Annotated in this window: 14 protein-coding genes; 8 read left to right on the forward strand and 6 right to left on the reverse strand. The window is 70.3% G+C overall.

Annotated elements, in window-relative coordinates; genetic code table 11:
* Positions 1-66: 66 nt before the first annotated feature.
* Positions 67-984 carry an NADP-dependent oxidoreductase gene (locus tag O3X23_RS10550; RefSeq protein ID WP_269271016.1) on the reverse strand — a complete coding sequence of 306 codons (918 nt, stop codon included), beginning with the start codon at positions 982-984 and terminating at the stop codon, positions 67-69.
* Between the two features lie 218 nt (positions 985-1,202).
* On the opposite strand from O3X23_RS10550, the gene O3X23_RS10555 reads away from it, so the two are divergent.
* The gene (locus O3X23_RS10555; RefSeq protein ID WP_269271017.1) at positions 1,203-1,694 is read left to right on the forward strand and encodes a nucleotidyltransferase domain-containing protein; all 492 of its coding nucleotides are present in this window, start codon (positions 1,203-1,205) and stop codon (positions 1,692-1,694) included.
* 89 nt (positions 1,695-1,783) lie between these two features.
* Here the strand turns inward: O3X23_RS10555 and O3X23_RS10560 are convergent, their stop codons facing one another.
* Both O3X23_RS10560 and O3X23_RS10565 read right to left on the reverse strand, forming a co-directional pair.
* Complete coding sequence (locus O3X23_RS10560) at positions 1,784-2,962, reverse strand: acyl-CoA dehydrogenase family protein (RefSeq protein WP_269271018.1); 1,179 nt, start codon at positions 2,960-2,962, stop codon at positions 1,784-1,786.
* A gap of 302 nt (positions 2,963-3,264) precedes the next feature.
* On the reverse strand, positions 3,265-4,350 hold the full coding sequence (locus O3X23_RS10565) for a helix-turn-helix domain-containing protein (protein WP_269271019.1): 1,086 nt from the start codon (positions 4,348-4,350) through the stop codon (positions 3,265-3,267).
* A 99-nt stretch (positions 4,351-4,449) separates the two neighbouring features.
* Between O3X23_RS10565 and O3X23_RS10570 the strand changes: the two genes are divergently transcribed.
* A complete protein-coding gene (locus tag O3X23_RS10570; RefSeq protein WP_269271020.1) occupies positions 4,450-5,643 on the forward strand; it encodes an MFS transporter in 1,194 nt (397 codons plus the stop codon).
* Positions 5,644-5,782: 139 nt separating this feature from the next.
* Here the strand turns inward: O3X23_RS10570 and O3X23_RS10575 are convergent, their stop codons facing one another.
* Positions 5,783-5,977 carry a hypothetical protein gene (locus tag O3X23_RS10575; protein ID WP_443047816.1) on the reverse strand — a complete coding sequence of 65 codons (195 nt, stop codon included), beginning with the start codon at positions 5,975-5,977 and terminating at the stop codon, positions 5,783-5,785.
* Between the two features lie 68 nt (positions 5,978-6,045).
* Positions 6,046-6,675: a hypothetical protein gene (locus tag O3X23_RS10580; protein ID WP_269271021.1), complete on the reverse strand. Its 630-nt coding sequence runs from the start codon at positions 6,673-6,675 to the stop codon at positions 6,046-6,048.
* Positions 6,676-6,784: 109 nt separating this feature from the next.
* Here O3X23_RS10580 and O3X23_RS10585 point away from each other — a divergent pair, with 109 nt between their 5' ends.
* Both O3X23_RS10585 and O3X23_RS10590 read left to right on the forward strand, forming a co-directional pair.
* Positions 6,785-7,198 carry a hypothetical protein gene (locus tag O3X23_RS10585; protein WP_269271022.1) on the forward strand — a complete coding sequence of 138 codons (414 nt, stop codon included), beginning with the start codon at positions 6,785-6,787 and terminating at the stop codon, positions 7,196-7,198.
* A 77-nt stretch (positions 7,199-7,275) separates the two neighbouring features.
* On the forward strand, positions 7,276-8,010 hold the full coding sequence (locus O3X23_RS10590) for a 3-keto-5-aminohexanoate cleavage protein (protein WP_269271023.1): 735 nt from the start codon (positions 7,276-7,278) through the stop codon (positions 8,008-8,010).
* Between the two features lie 4 nt (positions 8,011-8,014).
* Here O3X23_RS10590 and O3X23_RS44125 read toward each other — a convergent pair whose 3' ends face one another.
* Positions 8,015-8,758 (reverse strand): helix-turn-helix domain-containing protein, encoded by a 744-nt coding sequence (locus O3X23_RS44125; protein WP_443047817.1) that lies wholly within the window; start codon positions 8,756-8,758, stop codon positions 8,015-8,017.
* Positions 8,759-8,981: 223 nt separating this feature from the next.
* Between O3X23_RS44125 and O3X23_RS10605 the strand changes: the two genes are divergently transcribed.
* The 4 genes from O3X23_RS10605 (at position 8,982) to O3X23_RS10620 (ending at position 12,157) form a co-directional block, all read left to right on the forward strand.
* Complete coding sequence (locus tag O3X23_RS10605; RefSeq protein WP_269271024.1) at positions 8,982-9,650, forward strand: DUF4097 family beta strand repeat-containing protein; 669 nt, start codon at positions 8,982-8,984, stop codon at positions 9,648-9,650.
* Positions 9,651-9,814: 164 nt separating this feature from the next.
* Positions 9,815-10,498: a hypothetical protein gene (locus tag O3X23_RS10610; RefSeq protein ID WP_269271025.1), complete on the forward strand. Its 684-nt coding sequence runs from the start codon at positions 9,815-9,817 to the stop codon at positions 10,496-10,498.
* A gap of 93 nt (positions 10,499-10,591) precedes the next feature.
* Complete coding sequence (locus O3X23_RS10615; protein ID WP_269271026.1) at positions 10,592-11,158, forward strand: Fic family protein; 567 nt, start codon at positions 10,592-10,594, stop codon at positions 11,156-11,158.
* A gap of 60 nt (positions 11,159-11,218) precedes the next feature.
* Positions 11,219-12,157, forward strand: a complete 939-nt coding sequence (locus tag O3X23_RS10620; protein ID WP_269271027.1) for a helix-turn-helix domain-containing protein — start codon at positions 11,219-11,221, stop codon at positions 12,155-12,157.
* Positions 12,158-12,499 lie beyond the last annotated feature (342 nt).

Consider the following 12,499-nt stretch of genomic DNA (forward strand, 5'->3'; position numbering starts at 1 on the left):
ATCATGCCGCATGGCCCCCTGGCCGAGGACCCTACGGCGACCGCCGTGTACCGGAGCGAGCCGGATCTAGGGCCGCAGCACGATCTTGCCGTGGGTATGCCGCTGTTCCAGTTCGCGGAACGCATCGCGCACCCGCTCCAGCGGGTACGTGCGGGCGATCGGCACTTCCAACTCGCCGCGTGCGGCGAGCCGGGCCAGCTCGCCGAGCACGACCGCGCTCGCCGCCGAGCCTTCTCCGTAGGTCCGCGCACCGACCCTGGCCGCAGCCTGCCAGTCGCGGATCGTGTTGATGCGCTCCGGCTGTACACCCAGCTCCACTGCCAGATCGACGTAGCCCTCGCCGAACGTGTCGATGAACGCGTCGACGCTCCCGCCGGACGCCTCTCGGATCCGTTCCGCCACGCCCTCCCCGTACCCGACCGGGATGACTCCGCGGTCCTTCAACCAAGCGTGGTTCCGCTCGCTCGCCAGCCCGATCACCGTGGCGCCGCGCCGCCGCGCGAGCTGCACGGCAAGGGACCCGACTCCGCCGGCCGCACCGGACACGACGACCGTGTCGGCGGATCCGGGGTCCACCGCGAAAACGGTGGCGTATGCGGTCGTGCCGGCCACGTACAACGACCCGGCCACGTCCCAGGACAGCCCCTGCGGACGTGAGGTCACTGTCACGTCTTCGACCGCGACGAACTCCGCGTGGCTCGCCCGGTTGTGGGTGAAGCCCAGCACCTCGTCCCCCACCGCGAAGCCGCGCACCTGCGGTCCTGCCTCCACCACGACTCCGGCCAGGTCGCTGCCCTGTCCGGAGGGGAAGGTCGCCGGCCAGCGGCCGTGCCGCGCGCCCTCGCGGATCATCACCTCGCCGGGCTGGATCCCGGCAGCGCGGACCTCGACCAGCACCTGTCCGGGGCCGGGCACGGGCCGCTCGACCTCCTCCACCCGCAGCACATCGATCCCGCCGTACTTGTAGAACCGCACCGCCCGCATCGCGTGACCACCGCTCCTTCTCGTTCGGACAAGCCATGGGACGTTCCCGTACCGATGGCTCCACCTCGACCGTGTCATGGGGTGCAACAGCTCACGTGCCGGCGGTCTTCCCCTGGGCCCCACGGCCACCGGGCGTACCGGACAATCGGGGGTATCCCCTCGCGCCCGCAGCAAATGATTCGCAGTCGGCGGCCCGCGCTTCTAGTCTGCGTCGGGTGATGACAGCCGATGACGTGGTGTTCGTCCTGGCCCTGTTGCGGCGGGCGAAGGTGGATGTCTGGGTCGGTGGAGGCTGGGGAGTCGACGCTCTGATCGGCGAGCAGACCCGGGACCACCGCGATCTTGATCTGATGCACCGACAGGACCAGGAGGCCGCGGTGCTGGCGGCCCTGTCCACGGAGGGCTTCGGGGAGAGCTTGGACATGAGGCCGATCCGCTTCGTGGTGACGGCTCCGGACAAGCGCGAGATCGACCTCCACCCGCTGGTCTTTTCCGCCGACGGTTCAGCGGTGCAGGCGTCGCCCGAGCCGGAGCGTCCCTTCGTCTATCCCTCCGCGTGCTTCGTGACGGGCAGCGTGCAGGGGACGCCTGTTGCCTGCCTGTCCGCCGAGCAGCAGGTCTCCTTCCACCAGGGGTACGAACCGTCCGATCGCGATCTGCACGACATGGCGCAACTGCGTCGCGTCTTCGGAATCTCCACGCACTTTTGACGAGCCCTGTCGGCGGGCCGGGACCACGCCCCTGGCCCCCGCCCGCCGACGACGGCCCCGTCGACGAGAGCATCGATCGCGCGTCCGGCTCAGACGAACGCTCCGATGCCCGTCACCGCCCGCCCGGTGACCAGGGTGTTGATCTCCCGCGTGCCCTCATAGGAATAGAGCGCCTCGGCGTCGGCGACGAACCGCCCGATGCCGTAGTCCAGGACGATGCCGTTGCCGGCCAGCAGTTCGCGGCCCCAGCCGACGGTCTCCCGCATGCGGCTGGTGCAGTACGCCTTGGCCAGGGCGGAGTGCTCGTCGCGGAACGTGCCCGCGTCCTCCAGCTGCGCCAGCCGTACGACCATGCCCAGACAGGCGGTGGCGTTCCCGAGCATCCGCACCAGCAGGTCCTGGACCAGCTGGAATCGGGCGATCGGGCCTCCGAACTGTTCGCGTTCGAGGCTGTAGTCCAGCGCGATCCGGTAGGCCCCGAGCATGACCCCGACCGCTTCCCAGGCGACGCCGCTGCGGGTGTGGCGCAGCACGTCCGCCGTGTCGCGGAAACCGTTCGCGTTCTGCAGGCGGTCGGCTTCGGGGACGCGGCAGTCCTTCAGGACGATGTCGGCGTTCTCCACGGTCCGCAGCGCGATCTTGTTCTCGATCGGGGTGGCGGTGAAACCGGGCGCCGAACCGCTGACCACGAATCCCAGGACGTGTCCGCTGTCCTCGTCCTTGGCCCACACGACGATCAGGTCGGCGAAGGTGGCGTTGCCCGTCCAGCGCTTCGCCCCGTTCAGGACCCAGGTGTCGCCCTCGCGCCGGGCGGTGGTCCGCAGACCCGCCGCGACGTCGGAGCCGCCTTGTGGTTCGGTGAGGGCGAAGGCGCCGATCTGCTCCATGCGGCCCATCGACGGCAGCCAGCGACGGCGCTGCTCGGGCGAACCGCAGCGGGCGATGCTGCCCATGGCGAGACCGGAGTGCACGCCGTAGAAGGTGGCCATGGACGCGTCGACGCGGGCCATCTCCAGGGCGATGAAACCGGTCAGCAGGCTGGTGACGGGGGTGCCGCGGCACTCCTCGTACGGCAGGCCGGCGATGTCGAGCTCGGCGTAGCGCGGGATGAGGTGGTGGGGGAAGGCGGCCCGGCCCCACCAGTCGTTGGCGTGGGGCGCCACTTCCTTCTGCAGGAACGTCCGGACCCGCTGCAGGATCTCCGCCTCCTCGGCGGGCAGCAGGTCTTCGAACCGGTAGAGATCCTCGTCCAGCGTGCCGTCGCTCATGTCCTTCGTCCCCATTCGTTCCGGGGTGGCGGATGATCCACCACGGCTTGCCCCTACCCGGCCGCCGTCCGCCGATACCTCCTGTCACCAGGACGGACCCCCGAGCCGGGCGTCGCGGGGAGTGGCAGACCCGCACCGTGACCAGCACCTAACTGCGCTCCACCGAGACGGAGTTCCAGCTGCACGCCACGCTCGGCGCGTACGAGGGATCGGAGCGGGTCTTCGCCCGCAACCGGACGCAGACCTTCCCGACCCGGTGCTCAGGGACGGCGCTCAGGCCCGGTGCTCAGGGGCGGCGCCACTCACCGCAGGACGGCCGCCAGCAGGTCGGTGCCCAGTGCTGTCAGGTCGGGCAGGTTGAGGGTGTAGCGGACGTAGCGACCGTCCCGTCGGGCCGTGAGCAGGCCCGCGCGGCGCAGGACGGCGAGGTGGCGGGAGACCTCCGGAGGTGAGAGTTCCCAGGCGTGGGCCAGCTCACCGGTGGTGTGCGGGCCACGGGCCAGGGTGCGCAGCAGCCGCAGCCGCACCGGGTGCGCGAGCGCCTCCAACCGCAGGGTGACCGTTTCGAGCGGCACCGGCTCCGACGGACCCGGCTCGGCCACGGGGTACTGCACCACCGGCTGCCAGCCCGGCGCGTGGACCGCCACCAGGTGCGGGCGGCCGAAGACGCTGGGGATGAAGGTGACCCCGCTGTCGCGGGCCGCGGTCGCCTTGTCCTGCAGCTTGTCGACAATGATGCAGTCGCCGTCCGGTGCCAGGGTGACCGCGCCGGAGACCGATGCGAGCGCCGCCCCGATGCCCTGCCGTTGCAGCAGGCCGTTCTTCAGGCGCAGGTCGGTGGCGAGCTGCACGGCCACGCCCGCCCAGGCGGAGTCGAAGAACGCCTCGGCACACTGTTCGAGGGTGTGGCGCACCCGCGCCCGCACGGCCGACGGGTCCGCGAGCAGCCGTTCCGCGAACGCCTCCTGCAGCGCGCCCCGGGCCTGGGCCAGGTCCAGGGCCCGCTCGCGCGCGGTCGCGTCGGTGAGCGGCGACGGCGCGCCGAAGTGGATCCGGTTGCTGCCGCACGTGGTGACGAGTGCGGCGGTCACATACGTCGCGTCGTCGATCCGGTCCACGTCGTCCAACTCCTCGGCCAGCGTCGGCCGAGGCCGGGCGGGAATCAGGAAGTCGGCTTGCGAGGAGCGCCACAGGAACTCCGCCTCCCGCAACCGCTCGGCCAGCTCCGGCCGCAGCCCGGCCCAGACCTCCGCGGCCCAGCCGGCGAGCTGCGGATGATGCCCGGGTTCGGCCAGCACGTGCAGCATCGCGGTCAGCTCGGCCAGCGGGGAGGCGGCGAATCGCAGTCGCTCGGACAGCAGGCCGCTGATGTCGATCCTCAACGTCACGCCCTCATCATCACCGATCGGACGGCCGGCGCCGCCGTCGGTTGACGGACACCGTCAACCGACGCAACCGGCCCGGCGTCCGAACGCACCGTTGACGCCATGACAACCACCACCAAGATCCAGCCCCGCGCCCTCGTCCGGGCTTCGGGAGGCCCCCGCTATGCCGTCGCGCTGACCGTGGACGCGCTCGGCACCGGCCTGCTGCGACCCTTCCTGCTGCTCTACGGGGTGACGGTGCTGAGGCTGTCCGCACCGGCCACCGGCATCGCCATGACGGTCGGCATCGTCGTGGGTCTGGTGTGCATGCCCGCGGTGGGCCGGTGGCTGGACCGCGGCGCACGCAGCTCGGTCGTGGCAGCGTCGATGCTGATTCGGGTGCTGGGCGTGGCGCTGCTGCTGGCCACCCCGGCGGGGCACATCTGGCTGTTCGCGACCGCGGCGCTCTTCCTGGGCATCGGCAACCAGGCCTGGCCGGCCGCCCACGCGGCTCTCGTGGCCACGGTCACCCACGGCCGGGAACGCGACACCGCTCTCGCGGCCGGCCGCGCCCTGCGCAACGCCGGCCTCGGCGTGGGCGCACTCCTCGCCACCGCGTGCCTGGCGGGCGGCACCACCGCGCTGCAGGCGCTGGCAGCCGTCACCGGTCTCGCCTATCTGACAGCGGCGGCCCTGGCGTGGTCGGTCCACCTCCGCGCGCATCCGGGCGCCACCGCGGCCAAGGGCGGGGACGACGGGCCGGCACCCCGGATGCGCGCACTGCTGGGCGCCAACGTGATCTACGCCTTCTGCCTCAACGTCCCCGAAATCGCCCTTCCCCTGGTCCTGGTGACGCAGTTGCACGCGTCCCCGGTGTGGTCGGCGGCCATCTTCGTGGCCAACACGGTGCTGGTGGTCACCCTGCAGGTTCCGGTCACCGTGCTGATGTCCCGATACTCCCGGCGGACCGTTCTGGCCCTCGCCGGCGTGGTGCTCGCCGCGTCCTACCTCGGCTTTCTGGTGGCCACCTCACTGGGACACGGCTGGGGCGCCCCGGCGGTCGCCACGGTGTCCGTGGTCTGCACTCTCGGCGAGATCGTCTATGCCGGCAGCGCCACGGCGCTTGCCACCGCCCTCGCCCCGGCTCACGTCCTGGGACGTACCCTCGCCCGCTTCGAGCTCTCCACGGGCTTCGGCCTCGCGGTCTCCCCTGCGGTCATCACCGCTCTCGCACCCCACGGCTCGACCGCCCTCTGGGGCAGCCTGGCCGCCGCGACGCTCCTGTCAGCCGGCGCCGTTGCCACCGAGAAGGATTGAAGAGCGCCGGTGACGTTCCGGTCAGCGGCTCGCCATGTGGGGGAGGCCGCCACTCCTTGCCGAGTAGTGGCGGGACCGGCCGCTTCACACGCGTCCGCCGAGCGGGGACCCGCCCCCGCGGGTGGCTTCAAGCGGGTTGTCACTGCGAGTCGAAGCCCGTCGCCCGCGAGACCTTCTCCCACGCGGTGAGCTCGGCCCGCACGGCGTCCATGTGTCCGGTCAGCGCGTCGACCGCGTCGCCGCCGAGCGCGAGGCGCAGCGGGGTGTCGTCGGCGTCCAGCGCCACCAGGACGACGAACGTCCCCTGGTACTCGCCTACCTCGCCGCCGCCCACGAAGTGGGGCGGCCATGTCCTGATCGAGGGCCGACACGGCCGGGCACGTGGCCCACTCCCGGTGGTTCTCAGTTGCCGAACCAGACGACGAGCCGAACGCTGTCATCCCCGTGCAGCAAGGCAAGCGCCTCCATGACGGTCCAGACCGGTTTCCAGTCACCGGGCTCCAAGACGGCATCCCGGCGGCGGATCGTCTCGGACTTGTACAAGGTGTCGCCGACGAGCCATTCGCTCCCTTCGGGCCACTCCTGGGCTTGACCTGGTTCTTGTTCGGGAAGGCCGATCGCCTGAGCGACCTGTGGGCTCCAAGTCCTCTTGCCCGTCAAGATCCACCCGTCTGCGGTCCGACGGTACTGATGGAGTCGACTGTCGGCCCTCTCAGCAGGCTCGTTCCAGTCGACTGCCTTGAGCTCGGCCCAGGTGATCCAGGTGGTGCCGTATGCCTGGTCCTGCCATGGGGCCAGCCGGTCGAGTTCAGCACGGACCGTTTCGGACGCATCGACCGGAAGACCACGGTCTGCCGCCAACGGGCGGAAGTTGGCGTAGTTGCGGACTCCGAAGAGGCAGCCGAAGGCATCGTAGTCCCTGTTGACATTGAGGAATATCAGGTCGATAGCGGCTCGCCAGACCGACTCCTCGCCTTCCTCGTGAAGGTGCCACGCACGGCACTCGACAAAGCCACTCATATCCGTTCCCATGACAACGAGTCTGCAGGTGCCGTCAATCGGATTGCGATCATGGCTTTGGGAGCACCGTCCTCGGGACGTGCTGTTTCGAGCCGCACTCACCTCGGATTCAGCGTGTGGTGTGCGCGGGGGCGCTCTGGCTGCTGGAACCGGGCTGCCGGATGCGGTGTACGACCTGGTCGCCCAAACCGCGGAGCGCGAGGAGATCCTCGCCGAACTCTGGGAATCGGGCGAAGAGAAGCCATCGGTGCTCCACGAGGACGACGTCAAGCTGGTGCCCTGGGCGTTCGTGGAAGGTGCGGGGCACTTCCTGTACTGGGTGGTCCGGCCCGATGTCGCGCCGGAGGAATGGACCGTCATCCTCAACGAGGGGCGCGGCCCCCTCTGGGAGGCCTACCCGACGTCGTGCAGCCGGTTCATCCTGGACGTGGTGGCCGGCACATCGACGTCGTTCTACTTCACCCACCTCGACGACATCGTCGATCCGGACGACAGGACTCGCTTCCTCCCCAACTCCCAGGTCCTCATCCGGTAGGGGCAGGCAGGGGTGAGTCCGGCAGTCGCCCTGCCGCCGGCCCCTGCCTGCCGCGGCGACCTGCGAGGATCGCTTCCATGTTGCAGGTATGTCTGAACGGTGCCCGAGACCGCGCCGAATGCGCTCACCTTCCGGTCACTCCGCGCGAGCTGGCAGCCGCGGCCAGGGCTGCTGTCGCCGCGGGGGCTCGGAACATCCATCTCCATCCCAAGGACCGGCACGGTGAGGACACCCTGGAGGCTGCGGCGGTGGCCGCGGCGGTCACAGCCGTCCGGGCCGCCGTCCCTGGCATTGCCGTCGGCGTCACCACGGGGGCCTGGACCACGCCCGATCCCGACGAACGCGCCGCCCAGGTCCGCTCGTGGACCGTGCTCCCCGATCACGCCTCCGTGAACTGGCACGAGGACGGGGCCGCCACCGTGGCCACCGCGCTGCTGGATCGCGGTATCGGCATCGAAGCGGGCATCTACTCCGGCACTCCCGCGGCACAGCGCTTCCTCGCGTGGCCCCACGCCCACCGTGTGGTGCGCGTCCTCGCGGAAGTCACCGACACCGTCCCTCGGACCGCGCCCGACTCCGCCCTCGGGCTTTTGGACGAGCTTCGCACCGCCCCAGCACCGCCCATCCTCCTGCACGGAACGGATGCCGCCGCCTGGCCCGTCCTGCACCTGGCCGCCTCGCTCGGCCTGGACATGCGCATCGGCCTCGAGGACGTGCTCCACCTCCCGGACGGCACCCCCGCCGCCGGCAACACCGACCTCGTCCTCGCCGCACACCACTTGATCCAGGAGCCATTCACGCCACTCGCATGAGCCCTCACGGCCCTGCCCCGTCCGTGCCGCCCGGGGTTGTCGGGCCCTGTGTGTGGAGGACTTCGCGGGCCTGCTCGGCGGCGCGGGTGATGCTCTCACTGACGAAGTCGAGGAAGCGGGCGATGTTCTCCAGGCGGGCGGCCGCAGGAGTGTCGCGGCCGAGGACGCCGACGCCCTGTCGTGCGGTGTCGATGATCTGGGCGTTGGACCGGACGCTGGAGATCATCGCCTGGTACCAGACGTCGTCGTCGACGACGTAGCGCTCACGGCGGCGTTCGTCGCGTTCCCGGCGGATCAGGCCCTGACTGTCGAGGAACGTGATCGCTTTGGAGATGGACGCCGGGCTGACCTGCAGGCGCTGGACGAGTTCGGCCGCGGTGAGGCAGCCCTCGTCGGTGGTGTAGAGGCAGACCAGGACCCGCGCCATCATCTTGGGCGTGCCCGCCTGCATGAGCACGGTGGTGAACATGTCCTCGTACGCGCGCACGGCCTCGGCGTCGCGCCCGTGGGGCGGTGGGGGCGCCTGCGGCCCCCGGGGGGCGGTCGGGGGGCGGTGCGTGCGGCGTTCGGTGGCGCGGTGGGCCAGGTCCGCGCGGTAGGCGGTGGGGCCGCCGTTGCGCATCACCTCGCGCGTGATGGTGGAGGTCGGGCGGTCGAGGCGTCGGGCGATCTCCGCGTAGGCGAGGTCGTCGGCAAGCCCCAGCGCGATCTGCCGGCGCTCCTGCTGGGTGAGTCTGCCTCCCGGCATCGCGGTCTCCTTCGTGCTCCGTGGCGCCCGCAGCATAGCGTTCACTTCCATCTCATTGCAACAATTCGGGTCGAGCTCGTTGCATTGACGTCCAGAGCCATTGCAACAATTGCGCAGCTACTACCTGCAGTTATGGATTCCCGGCGCACTGAAATCGTTGTCAGATCAGTGAATGCAACGTAGCGTTTCTCTCATCGGAAACAACGAGGTCGAGGAGACCACCATGCAGAAGTTCGACACCCCCGCGCCGATCTCCGCCGTCCTGGACATCCCTGCGGGACGCATCCGGTTCATCGCCGCCGACCGGGCCGACACCACGGTCGAGGTCCTGCCCGCGGACCCCTCCGACGGTCGCGACGTGAAGGCGGCGCAGCAGACCGCGGTCGCCTACGGCGACGGCGTCCTGCGGATCGAGGCCGCTTCGGCCAAGCGCCGGATCCTCGGCAGCAGCGGATCGATCGAGGTGACCGTCCAACTGCCTGCCGGATCCCGCGTCGAGGCGAAGGCAGCCAGTGCCGACCTCCGAGGCGTCGGACGGCTGGGCGATGTCACCTTCGACGGCGCGCAGGCCTCGGTCAAGCTCGACGAGGCCGCAAGTGCCCACCTCACCCTCCTCGCCGGGGACATCGCCGTCGGCCTGCTGGGCGGCTCCGCGGAGATCAGCACCCGCAAAGGCGACCTGCACATCACCGAGGCCGTAGGCGGCACCGTGGTGCTGCGCACCGAGGCCGGCGCCGTGTCGATCGGTGCGGCCCCCGGCGTATCGGCTTCCTTGGACGCCGGCACCACCTACGGCCGGATCCACAACGCGCTGAAGAACACCGCAGGCACCCCCGACCTGACCATCCGCGCGACCACCGCGTACGGCGACATCACCGCCCGCAGCCTGTGACCCGCAGCCCCGGGGGTCCCCGACCCCCGGGCAGGTGCCGGTGCCCCACCGCCCGTCACGTACGTGGACAGGTGGCTCCGGAAACTCACGCGACACCAACCGCGCGCGCTTGACAGAATCGATCGCCACCCCGCCCGGCCCGGTTTCGGAGGAATGCCACGGCTATGAACTACGAGCTCTTCCCGCCCCGGCTGCCGTGGTCGGCCGTCGACCCCCACGTCAACTCCTTCGCGTGGGACGACGAGGAGAGCTCCCGGACCACCGCCTTGATCGCCTCGCTCATGCCGTGTCCAATCACCGACCGGGACGCGAAGCATCACTTCACGACCGAGGTCACGGCGCTCCTGGCAGCCCGGTACGGCCGGTGGGCGTGCGGATGGGACTGGGCAGTCGGCGAGGGCGGTGGCGGAGGCGTGGTCGCCAGCTGGTGCTGCTCCTCCCATTCCGTGGGTGAGCCCGCAGCGACGGCCCGCGCGGTGGTCGCGTCGCTGCTGCAGTGGCGCGACTGGCTGGAGGAGCTGGCGGAGCAGTTCGCGCGGTTGGCACCGCCCGTGGGAGCGGATGCCGAGGATCGCAGCTGGTACCTGGAACGGGCGGCATGCCGCCTGGTGACGGTGGTCATCGACCGCACCAACACCGAGTGCGTCTGGTACGGGCTGTGCCACACGGTGCTGACCTGGTTCCTCTCCTTTGCGGGAATGGAGGAGGAAGCGGCGAAGAAGGCGGTCGGCGCCGCAATCGGTGGACGGTTCAAGAGCTGGGTGGAGCCGTCCCGAGCTCTGGTCGACGCCGTCGGAGAGGACCTCGCCGTCGGACTGACCGGAACGCACCCCTACCGTGACTACTGACGCCCTGGCCACCTGGCCACCTGGTGCACCATCAGGACTGGGATCGACTGGGCCTCCGCAGCACGTGACACACCGGCTCCCGTCACCGCGACCGTGGACGGCCTCGCGCAGTGGTGCGCTGCGGGGGGCCGCCTCTCCGACCCGGCCCGAGGCGAGCACCTGCTCGCCGCGCTGGCCCGATCGCGCGCAGACGCCTTCCACCGGCGACCCCTCACCTACACCCTGCTGGCCGGATGGCAGCGGCTTGTCCTCGACCTGCCCCAGGTTCCGTTCCGACAAGGCGACGCTTTCGCCAAGGGGGGCCGGGAACGCTACGCGCTGACCCCGCACACCCGGCGGGACTTCGAGCACTGCCTGCGCCAGAGCGCCGACCGGGCACTCCCCCTGGCCTCCCGTGCGGCCAGGGCCTACCTGGACGTGGCGTTCTTCCACCCCTTCGCGGACGGCAATGCCCGCCTGGCCATGCTCGCCCTCGCCTACATCCTGGAGCGGGAGGGAATCCGGCTGGATCAACCCGGTCCCCTGCAAACGACCCGCTACGCGGACGATGCCGCCGGCGCCGCCGACCTGGCCACCCTGGTCTCCGTCCTCATCCGCTCAACCCACCGCCGGGCGACCGCGGCCCGCGCTGACGAGCACGACCCGCTCCGGCTCACCTGACCGGTGGCCAAGGCATGACCGCTTGAGTCTCCCGTCGGGGGAGACAGCAAGGTGGAGGACATGAACGGCGACACGCTCTACGCGATCGGTGACATTGCCCGGCGGACCGGGCTGACGGTGAAGACCATCCGGTTCTACTCCGACGCGGGGATCGTGCCGCCGACCGACCGGAGCCCTGCCGGCTACCGGCTCTACGACATCGACGCGGTCACCCGTCTCGACCTCGTGCGCACGCTGCGCGACCTCGGGCTCGACCTTGCCGCCATCAGGAAGGTCCTCAACCGGGAGGTCTCCGTCCCCGAAGTGGCCGCGGCGCACGCCGACGCCCTGGAGGTGCAGATACGAACTCTCCGACTGCGGCGATCAGTGTTGAGAGCGGTGGCGAAGCGTGGCCCAACACCTGAGGAGCTGGATCTCATGCACAGACTCGCCAAGCTGTCCGACAGTGAACGACAGCGGCTGGTGACCGACTTCATCGACGACACCTTCGGCGGCCTCGACGCCAACCCGGAGTTCGTGGCCATGATGCGTTCCGCCATGCCCCAACTTCCCGACGATCCGGCCCCCGAACAGGTCGAGGCCTGGGTCGAACTCGGAGAGCTGTGCCAGGACACGGACTTCCGGGCCTCCATACGACGGATGGCCGAGCACCAGGCTGCGGAGCGAGCGCAGGGCGACACGACCGGGCTGCATCATGATCTGACCACGGCCGTGCGTGAGCAGGTCAGTGCCGCTCTCGCAGCGGATATTGAGCCAACGTCCGCCCAGGCAGAGCATGTTGTCGATTCCCTCACCCATCTCTATGCGGAGACCTTCGGCCGGGCCGACGACGCAGACCTGCGCCAGTGGCTCGTCACCCGGTTGGAGACCGGCACCGACCCCAGGGCGGAGCGCTACTGGCAGCTTCTGTCGACCATCAACGGCTGGCCGGTACCGCCCACGCTCACGCCGGTCTTCGCCTGGTTCACCACCGCTCTGCGCGCTCACATGTCCCAGTAGGGCAGGCCTGACGAAGCCGCGCGCAGAGCTCCCGGCGGGCACGTGGTGATTCTTCTTGGCCCGACGCTTCGCGATCGTGAGCGGAGCGTCGGGGCATGCCTTGCACCGCGGCAGACAGCGCGCCGTGGGGGTTGCCGCGTGCACCGTGCTCCTCAGGTCATCTGCGCGGCCGGATCGTCGCGCGAGCAGGTGGCGGAGGACGGGCAGCGCGCCCTGGCAATGGCCTGGTAGCGGCCTGGATGGTCTGCACGGTTGCTGCGGATGGCGCTCCGCGCACCGTCGCCCCGACTCTTCGTACCCCTGCCTGCGCATGGCGAGCCCTTCAGAAATGGCGCACGCAGA

The organism is Streptomyces sp. H39-S7, assembly GCF_027158205.1.
In the GTDB taxonomy this organism is placed as follows: domain Bacteria; phylum Actinomycetota; class Actinomycetes; order Streptomycetales; family Streptomycetaceae; genus Actinacidiphila.